This is a genomic window from Krasilnikovia cinnamomea, assembly GCF_004217545.1.
GTDB classification, from domain to species: domain Bacteria; phylum Actinomycetota; class Actinomycetes; order Mycobacteriales; family Micromonosporaceae; genus Actinoplanes; species Actinoplanes cinnamomeus.
In genome coordinates this window covers 1851148-1872316 of sequence record NZ_SHKY01000001.1, presented here as the reverse complement: position 1 = coordinate 1872316, position 21169 = coordinate 1851148, and the positions used below count along the sequence as shown (strand labels likewise).

Here is a 21169-nt window from a genome sequence, read left to right as displayed (position 1 = left end):
AGCACCCCCCGGAATTCACGTTGGGGGATTTTAACCATTTAGTCCGATATCATGCTGCTATGAGCTGCGTGTCGCGTTCGCCGTCGCCCGGGTCAGCCACCTGGGGTCGGTGCTCACCAGCTCGCGCCACAGCTCGGCCGCCACGAGCTGCGCGGCCTCGGTCTGCCACTCGCGCAGCATGCGCCGCGGCACGTACCGGCGCATCCACTCCAGCACCTGCCGCGCGTCGCGATCCAACCCCTCGGTCCGCAGCCGCCGCTCGTACGGCCGCAGCCCCAGCACGCAGAGGTAGTACAGGGCGTTGTAGTGCCGCCACTGCTCGCCGGTGCCGGGCAGCCCGCTGGGCTTGAGCCGGGCCACGCCGCCGCGCAGTACCGCCTGCAACTCGACCGCCCGCGCCAGCGGCTGATCCACCACCCGGCCGGTCAGCCGCCGGTCCACCGCGGGCAGGTCGATGAGCGGGCTGCGCAACAGCCGGGCCAGGTCGCCGTAGTCGTCCAGGGCGCGCCGGGTGAGCCGGATGAACTCCTGCTCGCTCAGCGCGATCAGCGAGTGCCGCTCCCGCCGCCGGGGCAGCGCGTCCGCCAGCGTGAGCAGTGCGGCCCGGTCCGCCCGCAACCGCTCGTCGTGCAGGAACGCGACCCGGTCCAGGCCCCGGCGCACCGGCCCGGTCAGCGCGAACACCGTCATCACGACCGCCAGCAGCAGGTACTGCAGCACCACCACGATCGGCCGCGCCGGCGCCGCCAGCATGGTCAGCGCGACCGGGCCCGCCACGACCAGGGTGGCCGCCAGGGCGCCGACCACCGAGCGGCGCAGGTCCGGCAGCAGGCGCTCCCCGGTGTCCACGGCGTCCGCCACCGCCGCCAGGAAGCCGAGCAGCAGCAGGTCCAGGCCCACGGCCGCCAGCACCAGATCGGGGGAGCCCAGGTCGATGCCGAGGAGCAGGACCAGCAGGCCGAGGCCGTACAGAGCGGCGGCCGCGGTGACCGCGGCCGCCAGAGCCCGCGGACGTACGGTGTCCCGCGAGCGCCACACCAGCACCAGCCCCCCGACCAGCGGCGCGAGGGCCACCAGCCGCCCGGCTCCCGGCAACGCGGCGATCACCACCACGAACACCGCGGACACCGCCAGCCAGCCCCGGTCGACCTGGCGCCGTTCGGGCAGATCGTCCGGCAGCAGGCCGAGCGCCGCGCCCGCCCACGCCAGCGCGGGCAGGCACAGCAGGACCTTCGCCGCGGTACCGCCCGGCGTCACCGTCCACGCCGCCACGGCCGACGCGTACGTCAGCAGCGCGACCGCGGCCCGCCACAACACCGGCCGCCGCAGATCACGCCCCAGCAGATAGCACGCCAGCCACCAGGTCAGGGCGAAAGCGGGTACGGCGATCGCGGGCACGGGAGCAGTCAACCAAACAGGCGCACCGTCTCGACACCCTCCACGGCCCGCCGTTGGCGGCGACGTCGGCGGCGCCGCCGTACGATCCAGGTCCCGCCGGCCGCCAGCAGCACGAGCCCGAGCAGCACCAGGATCGGCATCAGGATCGCCAGCAGCGACATCACGACGCTGCCGAAGTCCTCGACGGTGCTCACCACGGGCGCCCCGAGCCCACCCGTGGTGGCGTTGACCACGGGCCGTGACGCGGCCTTCACCCCGTGTACGCACAGGGCGATGAGGACACCCGCCGCGATCGCCATCCACTGGCGCGAACCCAGCGCGCCCGGATCGGACACCGTCGCGGTCTGCGCTCCCGCGCCCGCCCCGAACGCCAGCCCGCCCGCGGCGGGCCGTACCACCGTCTGCACCACGTCGTTGACGTGATCCACGACGGGCACCTTGTCCGCCACGACCTCGATCGCCAGCAGCACCGCCAGGATGACCAGCGCCCAGCCGCCGGACAGCCAATGCCACCCGGCGGGCAGCTCCACCACGTCGGTGAACCGGGCCAGCAGACCCATCGTGAGCAGGGGAATGTAGGCATTCAGTCCGGCTGATGCGGCCAGGCCGGTGCCGGTCAACGCTTCGAGCACGGCCCCAAGGATGACACCACCGCGCACGCCGTCGGCGCGGTCGCGTCCGGGGCGGCTACCCTCGTCGGGTGCGCCTGGTCATCGCGAAGTGCTCTGTCGACTACGTTGGACGGCTGTCGGCCCACCTGCCCCCGGCGGTGCGGCTGCTCATGGTCAAGGCGGACGGCTCGGTGTCGATCCACGCCGACGACCGGGCGTACAAGCCGCTGAACTGGATGAGCCCGCCCTGCAAGCTGCAGGAGGCGCCCGGGGTGTGGAAGGTCGTCAACAAAGCGGGCGAGGAGCTGCGGATCACCCTGGAGGAGATCTTCCAGGACACATCGTACGAACTCGGCGTGGACCCCGGCCTGGTCAAGGACGGTGTCGAAGCGCACCTGCAGGAGCTGCTGGCCGCGCACCCCGAGACGTTCGGCGAGGGCTGGACACTGGTACGCCGCGAGTACATGACCGCGATCGGCCCGGTGGACCTGCTGTGCCGTGACGCGGACGGGGCGGCGGTGGCGGTCGAGGTCAAGCGCCGGGGCGAGATCGACGGGGTGGAGCAGCTCACCCGGTACCTGGAGCTGATGAACCGGGATCCGCTGCTGGCCCCGGTTCAAGGGGTGTTCGCGGCGCAGGAGATCAAGCCGCAGGCGCGGGTGCTGGCCACGGACCGTGGCATCCGGTGCGTGGTGGTCGACTACGACAAGCTGCGCGGCATGGAACGCAACGAACTAACCCTCTTCTGACTGTTCCGGCGCGGCGGACAGGCGGATGCCCGAGCGTCGGACCCGAACAGCACGGGCAAGCCGATGCCGATCGGCGTCGCATCGCGCAGATCTGGCTGGACCACGTCAATCCTCCGGGGCACACCGATGATCAGGGTCGAGGACATCCGCGCCACGGTGGACGCTTACCTGATCCGCCATCCGGACGAGGTCGGCAGGCTCGCCCCGCTAACTACAGCCCTCGACGCCGACCACGACTTGACCTCGCGGAAGACTCTCCCCGGCCACGTAACCTGCTCCGCGCTCGTCTGCGACCCGGCTGGCCGGGTGCTGCACATCCGCCACAACGTGCTGAACAGGTGGCTGTGCCCCGGCGGCCACCTGGAACCCCACGACACCACCCTGGCCGGTGGCGCGTTGCGAGAGATCACCGAAGAGACCGGTATCCCCGTCAGCGCCCTGCGCCTGATCGACGAGGTGCCCATCGACATCGACGTGCACCCCATCCCCGCCAACCCGGCCAAGAGCGAACCCGACCACCAGCACTTCGACCTCCGCTACGCCTTCACCACAACCGCCGCACCACAGGTCGTGCTGCAGACCGAGGAGGTCCACGACTTCGGCTGGCTGCCCACCGCCGAGATCGAACCAGCCTGGCTGGCCGGGCGGCTCACCGATCCCCAATGGGAAATCAGGGCAGGATGACCGGCTTGGCGAGGGCTCCGAACTCGTCCGGCAATTGGGCCATCACGTCGTCGAACTCGCCGAAGCTGACGGCCTCCTCCACTGTCTGGAACACCGCGCTCACGCCGCTGCGGGCGTCGTCCGGTGCAACCTGGGCGCGCTCGGCGACGCGGCGAATGAACTCGTCGAGGTCGAACTGCTCGGCTTCCTCCGGGGCCGACGCAAGGCTGTCCTGCAGCTCGTGGGGCAGCTGCGCGGCGAGGTCACGCGCCTCGCCGCCGGTGATCCGCTCACCGAGGGTCCGCAGCGTCGCCCGGGTGATGGCGTCGGCCTCGTCCCGGGGCAGCGCGGTGTGTTCGGCCACCTTCGAGATGAATTCCGGAAATTTCATGTTGATCGCCCCTTACGCGAGAGCTTCCGATACCGGATTCGGGGGGTACCCGCGGAATGGCCGCTCTAACGAGCCGGCCATGCCATATGCCAATTCGACGCGCCGGGGCGTGGTTGTTGGATGCCTGGTGTACTGCCCTCCTTCACGGCCCCTACGGCTGGCCGAGCCGATCCTTCAGCGCGTCACGCCGGGCCTTCAGGGTGGCTAGGATCGCCTCCTGCTCCTCCGCCTCGGTCAGGAGCAGCGACACCTCTGCCGGGTCCGTCGGGTATTCCGCCCGTTCGCCGATCCGGCGGCGCAGCTCTGCGGTGCCCCGTTCCAGCTCGGCGATCTCCTCCTCCAGGAGGTCCAGCTCCGCAGCAGGCGTCTTCGGCCCGTCAGCCACCATTGGTTCACGTCCTTCCTCGGTGGTTTACGGCATACCCGCTTCCACGTCTCCCTAACGGAGGGCCATCCGGCGGCCAGCGGGCGCGGGCGGCCGCGGCGTCCGAGACATTCGATCGCCTCCGCCGCGACCGCGGCGCCGAAACGATCATCGCGAAACGCCAGACCACCGGGGTGAAGGGCCTGGGCACGCTGCGCTACGTCGTGGCGCAGAGCTTCGCCCTGCTGTATCAGTTCCGCCGGTTGGCCGTGCGGCGGGAACGACTCCTGGACATCCACGACGGCCTCGTCAGCCTTGCCTGCGTCCTGATCTGCTGGCGCCGACTGATCAACTGGACCGCAAAGGAGACAGCGATCCGCGCGATGCGGGCTGGCTCGTAGGCGATGCCGGCGTACCGACGCTCAGGGCCGTTCTTGAGACGGCCACCACCAGCCCTGCGGCGGTGAACAGCGCCGCCACGATGCCGAACGCCCACCCGGCGCCGGCCTGCTGGACCACCGCCCCGGCGATCAGCGGCGCGAGCGGCTGCAGGGCACTGCCGGCGAACGAACTCGTGCCGGACACCCGCCCGTACACGTGTTGCGGGACCACCGCTATCCGGGCCGTCTCGGTCGCCGTGGCCGCGACCGGCTGCAGCAGCAGGATCGCGGCCAGGGCCGCGATCGCCGCCGCCGGCCCGCCGGCGAGCGCCGCGCCGGCCGTGGTGACCACCCGGACGCCGGTGATCAGCAGCAGCAGGCGGGGTAGCCCCAACCGGCGGTGCAGGCGGGGCGCCAGGAGTGTGCCGAGCATCGCGGCGACGGCGCCGACGCTCAGCGCGGTGCCGATCGCGGGGCCCCCCGATTCGGCGCCGGGCCCCAGGATGATGGTGAACATCAGGATCGAGACGGCGATGTTCGCCAGCGTCGCGTAGGTCGTCACCGAGCGCAGGAACGGCGTACGCCAGAGCAGCCGGAATCCCTCGCCCAGCTCGGGCAGGAAGCGGCGACGCCCGGCCGCCGGCTCCTGCGGCGAATCGGTCACCGGCCGCAGTCTGCCGACACAGAACAGGGAGAGGGCGAACGAGGCCGCATCCGTCACCAGCGGAATGCTGCGGCCCAGCTGGAACAGCACGCCGCCGAGCGCGGGACCGATCAGCGCGGCCGCCTGCCCGCGCAGCTGGTTGGCGGCCACGGCGGTGGCGATCTGGTCCTCCGGCACGATCGAACGCATCATCTTCGTCGCGGCCGGGCGGAAACCCAGCATCGCCAGGGTCGTCACGACCCCGGACACCAGGAGCAGCCACATCGACACGAATCCGGCCACCACGCCGACGGCGAGGACCGCCGACACGAGCAGCCGGACCGCGTCGCACCACAGCATCAGGCGGCGCGGTGCGATCCGGTCCGCCAGGTAACCCATCGGCACCGATCCCAGCCAGGACGCCAGAAACGCGGCCGAGCCGAGCAGTCCCGCCTGGAGGGTGGAGCCGGTCACCGCGATCGCGATCAGCGGAGTGGCGACGAACGCCACCGAGCTGCCCAGCTCGGAGGTGAACTGGCCGATCCACAGCAGGCGAAAGTCGCCGTTGCCCCGCAGCGCGGTGACGGACCGGAATTTCATGGGAGCAGTTCGTCGACCACGAAGTTGGTGTTCGTTCGGCTACCGGGCCGGGCGTGCCGCAGCCGGTGCAGGAACAGCGCGACACCGGTGGAGCCGGTCGCCAGGTCGACCGTTTCGCGCAGCGCCTGTTCGCCGGGGAAGACCAGACCCTCCGGGCGTTCCACGCGGGACAGCAGCACCCCGGCCGCGGTCCGGCGTGCCTCGTCGAACCACCGCTGCTCGCCGAGCAGCTCACCCGCGTCCAGCAGCACGTTGCCCAGGCCGGCCAGGCCGTGGAACAGCTGCGGGAACACCACGTACTTGCGGCAGGAGTCGGCGAGAAGCTCCGGCACCAGGGTGCGCAGCTCGGCGTCACCGGGCCGGGCCGTCAGGTATCGCAGTGCGGTGGTGGCCACGCCCGCCGTGCCCTCGTCCCAGTAGCTGCGCAGCACCGTGTCCTTGTCGGTGCCCCGGTCGGCGTAGCGGGGGAACACCCACAGCCGCTGGTCATGTCGCACCCGCTGGCCCAGGTCGTGTGCCAGCGCGGCCCGGCCGAGGTCGTACCACCGCTCCTCTCCGGTTGCCAGGTGCAGGTACAGCAGGAACAGGGCTACGCCCGCTGCCCCGTACGCGTAGCCGACCCGGACCCGCCGCTGGGGGTCCACGTCGGCCGGCATCGGCCAGCGGGCCCCGTCCGCGTCCCTGACGCAGGATGCCGCGAGGGCCGCACCGGCGGCGCGGGCGTCGTCCATCAGGCGGTCGTCGCCGAGCCGTTTCGCCAGGCGCAGGCAGGCCATCCCGTACCCGGCGGCGCCGTACAGGACGTCGTCGGCGGCGAAGCGGAGCGGGTGCGCGCGGGCCTGGGCCATCAGTGCCGCGGCGGCCTCCCCGCGGCCCACCTCCTCAAGCACCCATGCCATGCCGGCCTTGCCGACGTAGAGACCCGGCGGGCACGTCGCCGAACGGGTGTCGCGCTGCATCGCCCAGGCCAGCAGGCGCGGCGGCACCGATCCGGTGAGGTGCCACAGGCCGTGCAGGACCCCGTACGCGCCCCAGGCCACGCCGAGCGGATTCGTCTCGTACACCATCGGGTGTGCGGGGAACAGCCGGTCGGTCCGGTCCGGGCGCGCGGTGGTGGTCACGTAGCGCACCACCTGCTCGACCACCTCGGCCAGCTCGTCGTCTTCGGGACCGTCGGCCGGGACGGCCGGGCGCCCCGGCGCCAGGACCGAGCGCCACGGGGCGTGGTCGTCGACGGGCAGAGCGGCGATGCGCCGCCGTACGTCGTCGGGATGCGGGCGCGCGTCGGCGTCCATGAGGTCACCGATCAGCGAGACGAGTTCGGTGGGCAGGGCGAGGTCGTCGGCGAGCGCGCCGAGGTAACGCCGCAGGGCCGGGCGGTGGAAGCCGATGGTGCTCGTGGCCAGCTGGATCGCGCCGAGCATCAGCCCGCCGAGGGCGTGCCAGTCGTTCGCCCGGTCGTAACGCCGGGTGGCCACCACCCGCGGGGAGGCGAGGCCGGAGGTGTAGATGCCGAGGTGTACGTCGATGCCGTCGCGGACGGCCGCCTCGAGGTCGATGATCCGTACGCGGTCTCTGTTGGGGTCCACGAGCACGTTGGTGTGCGAGAGGTCGCCGAGCAGGATGCCGCGCTCGTGGGCGGCGGCGATCGCCTCGGCGATCTGTCGCCACAGGCCGCGCAGGCTGGTGAAGTACCGCGTCATCGCCGCGGAGGTCAGGTCCAGTTTGTAGAGCGGGTTGTGCGTGATGCAGTACTGGCCGTACGTCTGCGGATCCAGCTTCTCCTCGGCCAGGAAAGCGTGCCCCTCGTCGACGAAGAAGTCCACCGGACGTACGAAGTGCCCGGTGTCGGCGAGTGCCGACAGCAGCTCGTACTCCTTGCGCAGCACCTCGTCGGCCGGTCGGCCGGCGACCATGATCCCGGGCCGGGCCTCCTTGAGCACCACCTCGGCGCCGGTGTGGCGATCGGTGGCCAGATACACGCCGCCGCGGTTGTTGAACGTGATGGCGCTGCGGACCTCGAACCGTCCGCCCATCAGGCCGTCGTCGCGGTCGTCGTCCTCGACATCGGGGCGGCCGGCCGCCGGGAACGGGTCGGTCACCCATGCGGGCGCACTCCAGTGCGGCCGGCGTACGTCGGGCACCAGCTCCCCGTCGGGGCTGGTGAACATGAGCGAACGGGCGCCGTCCGCCCGTAGCTGGGACACACCGGTGAATCCGCCGTAGCGGTAGTAGACCGCCGTCGACCCGGGCCAGCGGCGGTCGGAGAGGATGTACGGACCGCCGTACCCTTCCAGCACGTCGGCGAGCGCCGCGCCGACGGTGCGGAACGTCTCGTCGGTGAGCGGGTACACGGTGATGAACTTCCCGCTCGCGGTACGGGAGAAGACCTTGCCGTTGGTGTAGTCGACCGAGTGCGGATCGAGCAGGAACTTGAACGGGGTGTCGGTCTCGCGCAGCACCGGCAGCGCGGCGCGCAACGCCGCGACACTGTGCTCTGCGGTGGTGGAGACGTGTAGCTTCCACCCTTGTTCGGGCAGGGTGGTGCCGGCCCGGTCGGCGATGAACCACAGCCCGCGGCGGCGCAGGGACCAGCCGGGCGTCATCTCGGCCCGGAACACCGCGAGGTGCTCATCGCTGGGCAGGTAGCTTCCGAGCGGTTCGAACCACCGCCGGTCGGCCATGGTGTACGGCTGTAGTGACTCCCACGTTTGCATGGTGCGCCCTCCTCGAAGCATGGTCTTCGACAACCGGACAGGCCCCGGCGGCTGCCGCCGGGGCCTGTCGCTGTCACCTCGGTGACCGGGCCCGCCAGCCGTTACGGCGGGCGGGACCGCGGTCCCACCGCGATGAGGTCAGTTGCAGCTCTGCGACTCGCAGGACGTGACGCTCAGCGCCTCGACCGGGCCGTGAGCGGTCTCGACCTCGAGCTCCTGCAGCTTCAGAACCTTGGCCACGATGGACCCTCCTTCAGTTGATCTTTCTCCTACGGGGTGCGAACGAGGCGGCAAGACAGCCGCTCGATCGCGGTGTGGATCGTAGGAACGCCCTCTTTCCGTCCTCTGTGGGTCCTCTGTGGGTCGGCTTCCGCGGCCGTCGGCGGCGTTTGCCAGGTACCGCCGCGCGGGCCATGATCGATAACTTGCTCCCGGCAGGGAGAGATCATGATCAGTGAGGAGAGGTCCATGAATTCACGGAAGACGTTGCTGGCCGGTGCTGCCGTGGCGGCCGGAACGGCGATCGCCGCGCTGCTCGGCGTGGCCGCGCCGATGACGGCGGTGGCCAGCGGTTCGAACACGGTGTTCGTCGCCGGTGGCTCCATCGGGGGCAGCACCGGGGGGAGCGCCGTGGGGACGATCTCCCTCGCCGGCGGCTCGATCGGTGGCTTCGGGACCGGACTGACCGCGGAGCTCCGCACCGGCGCAGCGACGCTCGACAGGGGCGGGGAGACCGGCACTCTCTGAGCTGACCCTCTGCCGATCTTGTGGAGTTCGGGTCGGCTGCTCACCCGAACTCTCCACGTTAGGCCGAGCTCGACGTGCCGTACGGTCCCGGTAGGCCAGCGTGGAGCGAAACCTCAGACGATTTCGGATCGGCCGAGGGCTCGCGTTCGCCTGCCGGGTGCCCGCCGACGTGAACCGAACAGGCCGCCAGCGCTCGCGCGGCGCTGCATGTCCACAATCTGAGACGCTGCGACGAAGGTCTCAGCGCCGCATCTCGGGCTGCCGACCAAGCGGACATGACAAATGGCCAGGACAACACCCAGGGGCGGCGTAGCCCGCTCGACGACCGGTCCATCTCCGGCAAGTTGCTGCCGCGGCTGTTCCTGCCGTCCGGTCTGGCCTCAGTGTTGATCGCGCTGTCCAATGTCGACGGTTACCGCGGATCCCTGCTGATCCGGGGGCTGCTGGCGATCGCGATCGCGGTCGCGACCTGGCGGGTGAACTGGGACCGGGTGCCACGGCAGGCGTTGCGGGTCCTGGCCTACCTCGCCGTAACCATGATCGGTGTCGGAGCCCTCACCACTCCCGGCGCCTACTACCTGATCATGCTCAACTCGGCCATCGCCATGGTCTGGGCCGGGTTCACCCTGGAGCGGCGAGACGTGGTGGCGCTGTCGGCCATCATGGCGGTGCTGACCCTGGTGACGCAGTGGCACCTGTTCTCGCCGTGGATTGCCATGTGGCATGCCGTTGCGATCTGGATCCTGCTGACCACACTGTGCGTCGCGATGCACTGGCTGCGCCGGCTGCTCGACGAAGGCGCCGCCCAGGTCGCCCAGGCCCAGGCGGAGATCAGCGAGCTGCAGGTCCGTACGCTGACCGAGCAGCAGCAGGCCGAGGCGCAGCGGGCCGAGCAGGCCGCCGCGCAGATGGCCGAACAGGCCCACCTGCAGCAGCAGGTCGCGGCGCAGGCGGCCGTGCTGGCCCAGTCGGCCGGTGAGGTCAGCCAGAACACCACCGTCGCGGCGACCGCGGCCGAGCAGATGGCCTTGGCGCTGCAGGACCTGTCGCGCACGGCGCAGTCCACCGAGGAGGTCACGGTCACGGTGGTGCGGCAGGCCGACGACGCCGCCACGGTGATCAAGGCCCTGGCCGCGTCGAGCGCGCAGATCATGGCGGCCAGCGACATCATCCAGTCCATCGCCGAGCAGACGAACCTGCTGGCGCTCAACGCCACCATCGAGTCGGCCCGCGCCGGGGAGAGCGGCAAGGGGTTCGCGGTCGTGGCCAACGAGGTCAAGGAACTGGCCCGCCAGTCCGGCGAGAACGCGGACTCCATCAACCGGACCCTGACCGACGTACGCGCCCAGGTCGACGCCGCCGTCACCCAGGTCACCGAGATCGCCGGAAGCATGAGCACCCTGTCGGCGCACCACAGCACGCTCGCCGCCGCGATCGAGGAGCAGACCGCGGCCGTCGCCGAGGTGACCCGTACGGTCACCCAGACCGCCGGTGAGACGCAGACGATGGCCAGCGGCATCCAGGCGCTGGAACAGATCTCCCGGGCCGGCGCGCGTTGACCCGTCGGACGCCGGCGGGTGAGCACCCGCTGGCGTCCGTCACCGGGCGGTGAGCTCGACCCGGTCGGGCGCGGTCGTGCCGGACAGGTACGCGCGCGCCCCGATCACCGCGACCACCGCCTGAACGAGCACGGTAGACCAGGTCAGCGGCTCGCCCTGCACGATCTGCACGAGCGTCGGCAGCCCGAGCAGCAGGGCGTCCGGACCGACCACGGAGTTCACCAGCGGGCCGGGGGAGACCGTACCCATCGGGGTGTCCAGCGGCAGCAGTTCGTTGCGGACCAGGCCCACCCGCGCGTGCCGCACCGCCGCCACCGCGCCGACGGGAGCGAGCGCGAGACCCAGCGCCCACCAGGGTCCGGACGGCAGCTCACCCAGGCCGTCCAGCAGCGCCAGGGAGGCCGCCGACCACGCCCCGGCCAGGACCCCGGGCACGATCATCCGCTGGCCGACGGCCTGCCGGGAGCTCAGGCCGAGCAGCCGCAGCAGCACCGGGTTGGCGGCGTCGGTGCGCAGCGTGGCGGTGCTGACCCCGCCCGCGAGCATGCCGCCGACCAGGACCCCGGCGGCCAGCAGCCACCGGGGGCCCGCCGCGAGCAGGGCGGGCAGCGCCGTCGCGCCCGCCAGCCACGCCAGGCGCGCGGGACGGCGCCGGGCCAGCAGCAGGTCCTGGGCCACGAGTACGGGCACCCGCGCCCACAACCGCACCGACCGCAGCCGCTGCCGCGCCCAGTACCGCCGTTCCACCATGTCGGCGACGAACGACGGCTCCACCCCGAACGCCGAGTCGAGCAGCGTCCCGGTGGTCTTCGCGGCGGCGAGGATCCGCTCGTTCGGGGTGGCGGCGAGGCGCCCCACGGCGACCGCCAGCAGCACGGCGTCGAGCGCGGCCAGCCCGGCGACGAGCGCCGCGACCAGCGGGGCCGGTGCCGCCGCGGCGGCGTGGGGTGCGTCGAGTACGGAATCGGCCACGAGACCGGCCAGCCCGGCGGCCAGCAGCAGCCCGGCGAGCCCGTCGGCGTACCCGCCCCAGTCGCCGCCCTGCGCGGCCAGCGCGAGGAGCAGCAACAGCACCCCGGCCAGCGCGCCCACGGTCGCCAGCAGCGCGGCGACCGCCCCGGGCATGGGCCGCCACGCCACGTGCCCGAGCACGGCGACGCCGTACAGTCCGCCCGAGACGGCGGCCAGCGCGACGGCCTGGCGCAGCGAGGGCGCCAGCAGGCGTCGGCGGCTGACCGGCGCGGTCAGCAGCCACGACGCGGCGGGGCGGGTCAGCCCGAGCGGGCCGAGGCGGCGCATCGCCAGGAACAGTACGGCCGCTCCGACCGTGACGAGGCCGGCGCCCGCCAGCAGGGAGAGGTTCGGGTGCTGCGGCCAAAACACCAGCGCGAGCTGGCGGTGCAGCATGCCGCCGACGACCGCGATGAACAGCACCGCGAAGTAGACGTTCCCGGCGGTGGCGCCACGCTCGCGGTGCGCGGACTGGCGCCGCCGCACCCACCGCCGCAGCGCCGCGACGTCGGTGACCTCGACGGTCACGGCGTGGCCGTCCCGGTTTCGCCGAGCGCGGCCATCGTGGTCGGCTCCGCGCCCGCGGCGGCGGCGAACGTCTCGTCGTGGCTGGCCATCAGCAGGGTGCCGCCGTCGGCCAGGTAATCGGCCAGCAGCCCGGCCACCATCACCTTCGCGTCCGGGTCGAGGCGCTGCTCCGGCTCGTCCAGGATCAGCAGCGAACTGGGCCGCAGCAGGGCCAGCGCCAGGGTCAGCCGCTGCTTCTGCCCGGACGACATCGACGGCGGGATCGCGTCGGCGTGCCCGGCCAGCCCGAACCGCTCCAGAGCCTCCGCCACCCCGGCGTCCTCCGGGTCCCGGCCGTGGGCGCGGCACACCAGCTCGCCGTGTTCGCGGACGGTCAGGCCCGGATACCAGGTGGGCGGTTCCACCGTGGTCACCACGGCGCGCCAGAACTCCGGTGTGGACCCCGGCGCGGAGCCCAGCACGCGGATCGTGCCCGCGTCGGGGCGTTGCAGGCTGGAGACGCAGCGCAGCAGCGTGGACTTGCCGACGCCGTTCTCGCCGGTGACGCAGACCGCGCCGCCGACCGGCACGGTCAGCGCCACATCGACGAGTACGGGGGTGGAGCCGTAGCTCACGTGCAGGCCGCTGACCTCCACCGCGGGATGATCCACCCCGCTGACGGTAGCAGCCGGGTTCAGCTGTCGCGGCCGTAGAGCAGCCGGAGCACCTTGACCAGCCGGGAGATCTGCGCGGGGCTGCGCTCGAAGGTCATGACGGGCACGGGCGAAGGCCCCCGCCGTACGCTGATCGCCCTGGGCCGGGCGAACTCGCGCAGCCCGTCGTCGCCGTGGATGCGGCCGAAGCCGGAGTCGCCGACCCCACCGAACGGCAGGCTGCCCATCCCCACGAACGACAGCGTCGAGTTCACGGCGACCATGCCGGCGTGCAGCCGCCGGGCGATGCGCACCGCGTTGGCCTTGCCGAACACGGCCCCGCCCAGCCCGTACGGGACCGCGTTGGCCTTGGCGACGGCCTCGTCCGCGTCGGCCACCTTGGTGATCGTCAGGGTGGGGCCGAACGTCTCCTCGCGCACGGCCGCGGAGTCCTCCGGCACGTCGACCAGCACGGTCGGCGCGACGCCGGGCGGCTGCACCGCGTTCGCGCCGCCGACCAGCGCCTTGCCGCCGTGGGCCAGCGCGTCGTCGATGTGGCGCCGGATGATGTCGAGCTGGCCGGGCATGGTGATCGGGCCGAGGTCCTCGCCGAGCTTGAGCTTGCCGGCCTTCTCCACCACGGCGGCGACGAACCGGTCGTAGACCGGCTCCACGGCGTACACCCGCTCGATGCCGATGCAGGTCTGCCCGGAGTTCGTCATGGAGCCCCACACGGCGGCCTCGGCGGCCGCGTTCACGTCGGCGTCCGCGTCCACGATGAGGGCGTCCTTGCCGCCCGCCTCCAGCACCACGGGGGTCAGGGACTCGGCGCAGGCGCCCATGACCTTCTTGGCGGTGGCGGTCGAGCCGGTGAAGGCGACCTTGTCCACTCCGGAACGGCACAGCGCGGCGCCGACGTCGCCGAGGCCGTGCACCGCCTGCAGCACCGGATGCTCCGGCACGATCTCGGCGAACGTGTCGACCAGCCACTGCCCCACGGCCGGGGTGTACTCGCTCGGCTTGAACACCACCGTGTTGCCCGCCATCAGCGCGCCCGAGGTGGGGCCGAGCGGCGTGAGGATCGGATAGTTCCACGGGCCGATCACCCCGACCACCCCGTACGGCAGGTACTCCACGTGGCCCGCGTGCTCGGCCAGCAGCAGGCGGGTGCGGGTGCGCCGGTGCCCGAGCACGCGCTTGGCGTTGCGGGCCGCCCAGTCGGTGTGTTCGATCGCGGCGCTGGCCTCCACGATCGCGTCGGCGACCGGCTTGCCGGTCTCCAGGTGGGTGAGCTCGGCCAGCTCCTCGATGCGCTGGACGAGCAGCGCCCGCCAGCGCAGCAGGCGGGCCTTGCGGCCGTCGAAGCCGAGGGACTGCCACCAGGCAGAGGCGTCGCGGGCGTGCCGCACGGCGGCGGCCACAGCGGCCGCGTCGGCCACGGGCAGGCGGCCGGCCTCGGCGCCGGTGGCGGGGCTGGTCGACACGAGGACACCGTCCTCGACGAAGGGCATTCCGGGGGTACGGGTCGCCGTCATGAACGCGAGTTTAGGTCGCGTTCATGACGGCGCGCCTCCGCCTGGTGGTGGAAATAATCCATGGGCTTCTCTCGATGTGGCCGGGCCGGCCGTACCCGTCGGCGCCGGCCGCCGGACGGCCACGGTCCCGGGCCCCCGTACGCTGGACTGTTGTGAGTCCTCGACGCAACCGCCCGCGCCGCCCCGCGGGTGAGCCGCGCCCGGAACTCACCGACGAGCGGACCCGGCGCGGCGTCGAGGGCGTGCAGCAGTGGCAGGACGGGGAGTGGATGGTGCGGTCGATCTTCGGCGGCGCGGCCACCAAGACGTACCGTTGCCCGGGCTGCGTGCAGGAGATCCGGCCCGGGGTGGCGCACGTGGTGGCCTGGCCGTCGGACGGCCGCGGCGACGAGACGGACCGGCGGCACTGGCACACCGGCTGCTGGCGGGCCCGCGACCGGCGCGGCCCGGCCACCGAACGTTCCCGGAACGCACCCCGGTACGGCTGATCAGGCGAAGGATGACCCAAGTGAGCAACCAGATCCGCGCGAACTCCGTGCTGCCCGCCCGGCGTACGGACATCGAGCTGCACACCGCCGACGGCCTGACGCTGGTCGGCGAGCTGGCGCTGCCACCGCAGGATGCTCCGGTGGCGACCCTGGTCTGCCTGCACCCGCTGCCCACGCACGGCGGGATGATGGACAGCCACGTCTTCCGCAAGGCGGCCTGGCGGCTGCCCGCGCTGGCGGGACTCGCCGTGCTGCGCTTCAACTCCCGGGGCACGAGCAGCGTGCGGGGTCGCAGCGAGGGGGAGTTCTCGGCGGGCGAGGGCGAGCGGTTCGACGTGGCCGCCGCCATCGAGTACGCGGAATTCGCCGACCTGCCGAACATCTGGCTGCTGGGCTGGTCGTTCGGCACCGACCTGACGCTGATGCACGGGCTGGACCCGGCCGTCGTGGGTGCGATCCTGCTCTCGCCGCCGCTGCGGTTCGCGGAGCCCGCCCACCTGGCCGCCTGGGCGGAGTCCGGCAAGCCGGTCACGGCGCTGATCCCCGAGTTCGACGACTACCTGCGGCCCGCGGAGGCGCAGCGGCGGTTCGCGGCGGTGCCCCAGGCCGAGGTGGTGCCGGTGGCGGGCGCCAAGCACCTGTGGGTGGGCGACGCCGAGACGGTGCTGGATGAGATCGTGCGCCGGGTCGCGCCCGGCGTGGCCGTGCCGCTGCCGCGCACCTGGGACGGCCCGATGTCCGACGGCGACATGAGCGCGTACGCGGACCGTACCGTCGCCGCGTTCGCGGACGTGCCGGTCGCGGGCCCGGAGCAGCGCCGCGCGCAGTGACTCAGCGCTGTTCCATGCTCGGGTTCACGACCTCGCGGATGATCAGCTGGACCGCCGCGACGAGCGGGATGGCGATGAGCGCCCCGATGACCCCGAACAGCGCCACCCCGAGCAGGGCCGCGGTGACCGCCGCGACGTCGCTGACCTCCACCGAGCGCCGCATCACGTTCGGGTAGATCAGGTAGTTCTCCACCTGCTGGTAGACGACGAAGAACACGATGCAGACGATCCCGCTGGTCAGCGAGTGGGCGAAGCCGACCAGGCTGACGATGATGGCGCCGAGGGTGGCCCCGATCTGCGGGATCAGGTCGAGGACCGCGACCGCCACGGCCAGCGCGAACGGGTACGCGAGCCCGATCACCAGCGCGAGTGCGAACGTGCTCATGCCCGCGAGCACCGCGATGGCCAGCGCGCCGACCATGTAGGCACCCACCTTGGTGAGGATCTCGTCGGTGAGCAGCCGGACCCGGTCCCGCCGCGACGCGGGGACCAGCCCGAACGCGGCCTCCTTGATCCGGTCGAACGCGGCCATGAAGTAGATGGTCAGCACGAGCACGGTCAGCGTGCTGAAGATCGTGCCGAACAGCAGCTTGGCGCCGCCGACCACACCGCCCACGGCGCTGCCCACCGTGCCCGCGTTCAGCGAGGTGCGCAGCTTGTTGACGATGTCGTAGCGCTCGACCAGGTCGTTGATGGTCCGGTTGCGCTGCAGGTTCTCGATGTAGTCGGGCAGGTTGTGGACCAGCTCGCCGGTCTGGGTCACCAGCGGCGGGATGAGTGCCAGCACGCCCCCGCAGAGCAGCAGCACCACGGTGAGCGCCAGCACCGCGACCGCCAGCCCGCGGGGCAGCCCCCAGCTACGCAGCCGCATGATGGCCGGGTTGAGCCCGATCGCCAGGAACAGCGCGATGAAGATGAGCACCAGGATCGAGCTGGCGTTGCGCAGACCCACGAAGCAGGCGTACGCCAGCACCAGACCGAGACCGCCGAGGAAGCCCGTGAGGAACGGGTTGCGCCAGTTCAGCGCGGGTCCCGGCGCGCCGTACCGGCCCCAGCCCTTCGCGCCGCCGCCCTCGAGCACGAGGCCGGGGGCCGGGGGCGCGGGGGCGGCGGCCGGGGGCGTCGCGTCGGCGGGGGGCTCAGCCGGGGGCGGGGGCGGTGCACCCTCGGGCTTCGCGTCGCCGGGGCCGGGGTGCTCGTCGGCCGTCACCGCACACCTCCACGTCGGAGTCCGGGACGTCCGGGCAGCGGTCGGTGACCGGTGCGGCGACCGGAGGTCCCGGCGGGGACGTTATCGGGTGCGGACGCGCGAAGGCCACCCGACAAGCCGATCATCGACCGACGGGTGGCCGCGCGCGGGGAGTTCCGCCCGACGAGCGCGGGTCAAGGCGGTCAGTCCGCGTCGACGCCGACGCGGCTGGCGGGGGGCACGGCCACCTTCGCGGAGGCGGTCACCTTGCCTGTGCCGGCCGCGTGCGGGCTCGGCTTGTCGGCGGCGCGCTGGCCCGCCTGACCGTCGGCGGCCGCGGCCTTGCCGTCGCGCGCCTTGCCATCGGGGGACTTTGCGTCCGCGGTCTTGCCGTCCGGGGTCTTGCCGTCCGGGGTCTTGCCGTCGGACGGCTGGTCCGCGTGCCCGTCATCCTCGGCGTCGTCGAAGTCGTCGCCGCCGGGAGCGGCCGCGGCCGCCAGCACCGCCGCGGCGGCGAGCTCCGCGACCCGCTTGGCCTCCCGCTGCACCTGGCGGCGGACCTCCGCGGCGTGCCGTTCGGCGGCCTCGCCCGCCTTCTTCGCCTCGGCCACCCGGGCCCGCTCGGCCTCGAGCTCCCGCTGCGCCTCGGTCAGGCGCTGCTGCACCTGCTGGGTCTCCTGCTCGGCGGCCTGTGCCCGCTCGGTCGCCTCGGCCAGCTTCCGCTCGGCGGCGGTGACCGCGGCCTGCGCGGTCTCCAACTGCCCGGCCGCCGCGGCGATCCGCTCCTGCTGGGACTCGACCTCCTTGCGGGTGGCGGTCGCCTGCTCGTCGGAGCGGCGCAACACCTCCTCGGCGTACTTGTCCGCCTCGCTGCGCAGGTCCGCGCACTGCTTCTCGACGCTCGCCCGCAGCTGCTCCAGCTCCTGCGTCACCGTCGTACGGCGCTGCTGCAGCTCCTGCTCGGTGCCGGCGGTGAGCTCGCCGCGCTGGCGTTCGGCGTCGGCGCGCTGCCGGGCGATCTCCTGCTGCGCCGCCTCCCGCAACACCTTGGTCTCGTGTTCCGCCTTGGCCCGGGTGGCCTTCGCGTACCCGTCGGCCTCGGCACGGGTCTGCTGCGCCTCCCTGGTGGACGCCTCGGTGAGCCGCTGCGCGTCGGCCTTGGCCTTGGCCAGTGTCGCCTCGGCCTCGGCACGCGTCTTCTCCGCGGCCTCCTTGGTGGCCTGCGCTTCCTGCTCGGCGGCCTTGCGGCGGGCGGCGTCGGCCTTCTCCTCGTCGGCGCGGCGGGCGGCGAGCGCGATCTCGAAGTCGCGGATGACGTCGTGGGCGTGGGTCTCGGCCTCGGCGCGGACCCGTTCCGCCTCGGCCAGCCGGCTGGCGATGTCGTCCGTGGCGGAGGCCTTGATCGCCTCGGCCTGTTCCTCGGCGAGCGCGAGGATCTGCTCCACCCGGGGGCCGAGGTGGCGGAAGGAGACCTCGGCGCCCAGTCCGGGCTGGCGCCGGGCCTGGGCCAGCTCCTGCTGGAGCCGTTCGACCTGCTGCGCCATCGACTGGATCTGCGTGTACGCCTGCTCCCGTTCGGCGGCCAGGGCGGCGATCTCGTTCTCGGCCCGAGCGACGTACCGCTCGACCTGCTTTTTCTCGTAGCCGCGCAGGGCCGTTTCGAAGTTGGGCTCGGCGGCCGCGCCCCCGCCGAGGCCGAAGATTTCCGCGCCGTGCGACATGCTGTCCATCCTCACACACGCCTCGTCCCGTCACATGCCGGTACACACCCGCATGGGGGACTTACGCGTCTGGTAGCAATTTGACTCTGCTTGGGCCGTCGTGCGGCCTGGGGTGGTGGCGCCCGAAAATGCACGCGGGCCGCACCGGAGTTCCGGATGCGGCCCGCATCGTCGGCGTGCCGTCCAGTCGAATCAACCGCCGCGCGCCCCGAAGGGCCACGCAACTTCACGACCGGGTGGCGTACGACTCAGGTGGTCGTCTTGGCCGTGACCTTGTCGTCGGTCGGCGGAGTGCCGTTCTCGGCCGAGCGCTGCGCCGGGGTGTCCACCTTGGCGGCGGCCGACGCCTCGGCGGCCTGAGCGCCGCCCGGCGTGGGCACCAGGCCCGACAGGCCGGAGAGCATCTGGCCGAGCTGGCTGGTGACCGCGTTCTTCTGCCGGGTCAGGTCCTCGACCTCACGCTTGGCGGCCTGGGTGGTCAGTTCGGCCTCGGTACGCGCCTCGCTGAGCAGCCGCTGCGCCTCCGCACGTGCCTCGGTGACGGTCTTGTCCGCGAGGGCGCGGGCCTTCTCGACCGCCTCGACGGCGCCGCGCTCGCTCTCGATGCGGCGGCTCTCGGCGCGCTGCTCGATCTCCTTGGCGCGGTCCTCGGCGGCGCGGGCGCGCTCCTCGGCCTCGGCCACCATCTTCTGGGTGGCGCTGACCTGGGCGCCGTGGCGCTCAGCCTCCTCGCGCTCGGACTTCTCCCGCCGCTCGGCGACCTCCAGCGCGAGGGCCTGCAGGTCCTTGTCGCGCTTGTCGCGGGCGTCGGTGAGCATCTTGGTGGCCTCGGCCCGCTTCTCCTCGGCCTCGCGGGCGGCCTTGGCGCGCAGCTGGGTGATCTCCCGTTCGGCGGTGGCGCGCAGCGACGCGACCTCCCGCTCCACGGTGGACTTCAGCTCGGCGACCTCGTGCGCGGTGACCGTACGCAGCTGCTTGGTCTCGCGGTCCGCGTCGCTGCGCAGCGTGTCGGCCTCGCGGCGGGCCTGCACCCGGGTCTCGGCGGCCTCCCGCTCGGCGTGCGTGCGCAGCTGCCCCGACTCGCGCTCCGCCGTCGCCTTCATGGCGGCGGCCTCGGCGCGCGCCTTGTCCGTGATCTCGCGTGCCTCGAGGCGCGCCGCGGAGAGGATGCCCTCGGACTCCCGCTTCGCCTCGTTGCGATGGTCGTTGGCCTGTTCCTCGGCCAGCCGCAGGATCTGCTCGACCCGGGTGCCCAGCCCGGAGAGCGTCGGCCGGTTGTTCTCCTCCAGCAGCTTGTTGCTGTCGGCCAGTTTCTGCTCGACCGTATTGAGCCGCTGCTCGGCCTGGCGCAGCCGGCGTTGCGCATCGTTCATGCGCTGCTCGGCCTCGCCGCGCGCCTGTTCCGACTGGTTCAGGGCGGCGACCAGCCGGCCGAGGTGTGCGTCCACCTGTCCGCGGTCGTAGCCGCGCAGGACGACGGTGAAGTCGTGCTGTGAGTTTGCGCTCTCGAAGAACGCGAGATTGGCATCCTGCTGCTGGGGCATTGGGACATACTGGCAGACCCCCCAGGGGGCCACGCAAGACCGTACGGCCCGGGTTCTGCGCCTAGATTTGCCGGTTCGCGGCTCGTCGGGGGGCCGGGTCGAACCATTCGGAGGGGGTCGCCGGGGGGTCGTCTCTGCCCGGTGCCGACGTCGCTACCTGCTGTCCTGCGGTTTCGCGAGTGATCGTCGCGGATGGGCACACGTCGGCGCCCGACGATGCACTACATCCTGCCAGGCGGGGCTGGTACTTGCCAGGATCTTTCACTCGCAAGGCGTACGAATCAGGCCTCCCCGGCGGCTGGTTCGACGAGCTCCACCAGCACCCCGCCGGCGTCCTTGGGGTGCACGAAGTTGATCCGGGACCCGCCGGTCCCCCGGCGCGGGATGTCGTAGAGCAGCCGCAGCCCCCGGGCGCGCAGTGCCGCGCTGGCGGCCTCGACATCGGCCACGGTGTAGGCGAGCTGTTGCAGTCCGGGCCCGCTGCGGTCCAGGAACTTCGCGATGGCCGACTGCGGGCTGGTCGGGGCCAGCAGTTGCAGCCGTGGCCCGGAGCCGTCCGGCCCGACGGCCAGCATCGCCTCCCGGACCCCCTGTTCGTCGTTGGTCTCCTCGTGCACGCAGTGCAGGCCGAAGTTCTCGGCGTAGAAGGCGAGGGCGGCGTCCAGGTCTGCGACGGCGATACCGACGTGGTCGATCCGGAGCAGTCCGACGGCGGGCAGCGTTGGCATGAACGGAAGTGTGACATCTTCGCGGTGCGAAGGGACTGGGTCTCCCCTCGGGCGTACGGCTACGCTGACCCTAACCATCGTTCAGTTGGCGTGGCGCCCAGTGCGGGGCGTCCCGCCGGCGACAACTCGTGAAGGCGAAGA

21 protein-coding genes are annotated in these 21169 nt (G+C 72.4%); 7 read left to right on the top strand and 14 right to left on the bottom strand.

Features of this window, described 5'->3' with window-relative positions:
• Positions 1-57 precede the first annotated feature (57 nt).
• The gene (locus tag EV385_RS08230; protein WP_130508920.1) at positions 58-1398 is read right to left on the bottom strand and encodes a hypothetical protein; all 1341 of its coding nucleotides are present in this window, start codon (positions 1396-1398) and stop codon (positions 58-60) included.
• An 8-nt stretch (positions 1399-1406) separates the two neighbouring features.
• The gene (locus EV385_RS08225) at positions 1407-2030 is read right to left on the bottom strand and encodes a DUF4126 domain-containing protein (RefSeq protein WP_130508919.1); all 624 of its coding nucleotides are present in this window, start codon (positions 2028-2030) and stop codon (positions 1407-1409) included.
• 68 nt (positions 2031-2098) lie between these two features.
• Here EV385_RS08225 and nucS point away from each other — a divergent pair, with 68 nt between their 5' ends.
• Together nucS and EV385_RS08215 are read left to right on the top strand one after the other, a co-directional pair.
• A complete protein-coding gene (nucS, locus tag EV385_RS08220) occupies positions 2099-2758 on the top strand; it encodes an endonuclease NucS (protein WP_130508918.1) in 660 nt (219 codons plus the stop codon).
• 126 nt (positions 2759-2884) lie between these two features.
• On the top strand, positions 2885-3442 hold the full coding sequence (locus tag EV385_RS08215) for an NUDIX hydrolase (protein WP_130508917.1): 558 nt from the start codon (positions 2885-2887) through the stop codon (positions 3440-3442).
• Here EV385_RS08215 and EV385_RS08210 read toward each other — a convergent pair.
• On the bottom strand, positions 3429-3812 hold the full coding sequence (locus tag EV385_RS08210) for a DUF2267 domain-containing protein (protein ID WP_130508916.1): 384 nt from the start codon (positions 3810-3812) through the stop codon (positions 3429-3431). The two genes, EV385_RS08215 and EV385_RS08210, sit on opposite strands and share 14 nt — an antisense overlap.
• Positions 3813-3963: 151 nt before the next feature.
• Positions 3964-4200 (bottom strand): hypothetical protein, encoded by a 237-nt coding sequence (locus EV385_RS08205; RefSeq protein ID WP_130508915.1) that lies wholly within the window; start codon positions 4198-4200, stop codon positions 3964-3966.
• A 170-nt stretch (positions 4201-4370) separates the two neighbouring features.
• Between EV385_RS08205 and EV385_RS08200 the strand changes: the two genes are divergently transcribed.
• Positions 4371-4577, top strand: a complete 207-nt coding sequence (locus tag EV385_RS08200) for a hypothetical protein (RefSeq protein ID WP_130508914.1) — start codon at positions 4371-4373, stop codon at positions 4575-4577.
• Here the strand turns inward: EV385_RS08200 and EV385_RS08195 are convergent.
• From EV385_RS08195 to EV385_RS34265, 3 genes are all read right to left on the bottom strand, one after another.
• Positions 4525-5799 carry an MFS transporter gene (locus EV385_RS08195; RefSeq protein ID WP_130508913.1) on the bottom strand — a complete coding sequence of 425 codons (1275 nt, stop codon included), beginning with the start codon at positions 5797-5799 and terminating at the stop codon, positions 4525-4527. The genes EV385_RS08200 and EV385_RS08195 overlap by 53 nt on opposite strands.
• Entirely contained in the window at positions 5796-8516 is a 2721-nt protein-coding gene (gene lanKC / locus EV385_RS08190; protein ID WP_165449416.1) for a class III lanthionine synthetase LanKC, read from the bottom strand. The genes EV385_RS08195 and lanKC overlap by 4 nt, the downstream gene beginning before the upstream one ends.
• Positions 8517-8654: 138 nt before the next feature.
• On the bottom strand, positions 8655-8756 hold the full coding sequence (locus EV385_RS34265; RefSeq protein ID WP_207229780.1) for a class III lanthipeptide: 102 nt from the start codon (positions 8754-8756) through the stop codon (positions 8655-8657).
• A gap of 228 nt (positions 8757-8984) precedes the next feature.
• Between EV385_RS34265 and EV385_RS08185 the strand changes: the two genes are divergently transcribed.
• The gene (locus EV385_RS08185; RefSeq protein ID WP_130508911.1) at positions 8985-9263 is read left to right on the top strand and encodes a hypothetical protein; all 279 of its coding nucleotides are present in this window, start codon (positions 8985-8987) and stop codon (positions 9261-9263) included.
• A gap of 275 nt (positions 9264-9538) precedes the next feature.
• Positions 9539-10822, top strand: coding sequence for a methyl-accepting chemotaxis protein (locus tag EV385_RS08180; RefSeq protein WP_130508910.1), 1284 nt, complete (start codon positions 9539-9541; stop codon positions 10820-10822).
• Between the two features lie 39 nt (positions 10823-10861).
• Here EV385_RS08180 and EV385_RS08175 read toward each other — a convergent pair whose 3' ends face one another.
• Genes EV385_RS08175 through EV385_RS08165 form a run of 3 tightly spaced genes read right to left on the bottom strand, consistent with a single transcriptional unit; the run spans position 10862 to position 14528 of the window.
• Complete coding sequence (locus EV385_RS08175) at positions 10862-12361, bottom strand: DUF6297 family protein (protein ID WP_130508909.1); 1500 nt, start codon at positions 12359-12361, stop codon at positions 10862-10864.
• Complete coding sequence (locus EV385_RS08170; RefSeq protein WP_130508908.1) at positions 12358-13011, bottom strand: ABC transporter ATP-binding protein; 654 nt, start codon at positions 13009-13011, stop codon at positions 12358-12360. Before EV385_RS08170 ends, EV385_RS08175 begins: the two co-directional genes overlap by 4 nt.
• Before the next feature lie 23 nt (positions 13012-13034).
• Positions 13035-14528, bottom strand: coding sequence for an aldehyde dehydrogenase family protein (locus tag EV385_RS08165; RefSeq protein ID WP_130508907.1), 1494 nt, complete (start codon positions 14526-14528; stop codon positions 13035-13037).
• A 152-nt stretch (positions 14529-14680) separates the two neighbouring features.
• On the opposite strand from EV385_RS08165, the gene EV385_RS08160 reads away from it, so the two are divergent.
• Positions 14681-15016: a hypothetical protein gene (locus tag EV385_RS08160; RefSeq protein ID WP_130508906.1), complete on the top strand. Its 336-nt coding sequence runs from the start codon at positions 14681-14683 to the stop codon at positions 15014-15016.
• Positions 15017-15027: 11 nt separating this feature from the next.
• The gene (locus EV385_RS08155) at positions 15028-15846 is read left to right on the top strand and encodes an alpha/beta hydrolase (protein ID WP_207229779.1); all 819 of its coding nucleotides are present in this window, start codon (positions 15028-15030) and stop codon (positions 15844-15846) included.
• Position 15847: 1 nt separating this feature from the next.
• Here the strand turns inward: EV385_RS08155 and EV385_RS08150 are convergent, their stop codons facing one another.
• From EV385_RS08150 to mce, 4 genes are all read right to left on the bottom strand, one after another.
• Positions 15848-17056 (bottom strand): AI-2E family transporter, encoded by a 1209-nt coding sequence (locus tag EV385_RS08150; protein ID WP_130508904.1) that lies wholly within the window; start codon positions 17054-17056, stop codon positions 15848-15850.
• Positions 17057-17238: 182 nt separating this feature from the next.
• Complete coding sequence (locus EV385_RS08145) at positions 17239-18756, bottom strand: Laminin subunit beta-1 (protein ID WP_130508903.1); 1518 nt, start codon at positions 18754-18756, stop codon at positions 17239-17241.
• A gap of 248 nt (positions 18757-19004) precedes the next feature.
• Entirely contained in the window at positions 19005-20300 is a 1296-nt protein-coding gene (locus tag EV385_RS08140) for a DivIVA domain-containing protein (RefSeq protein WP_130508902.1), read from the bottom strand.
• A 281-nt stretch (positions 20301-20581) separates the two neighbouring features.
• A complete protein-coding gene (gene mce / locus EV385_RS08135) occupies positions 20582-21028 on the bottom strand; it encodes a methylmalonyl-CoA epimerase (RefSeq protein WP_130508901.1) in 447 nt (148 codons plus the stop codon).
• Positions 21029-21169 lie beyond the last annotated feature (141 nt).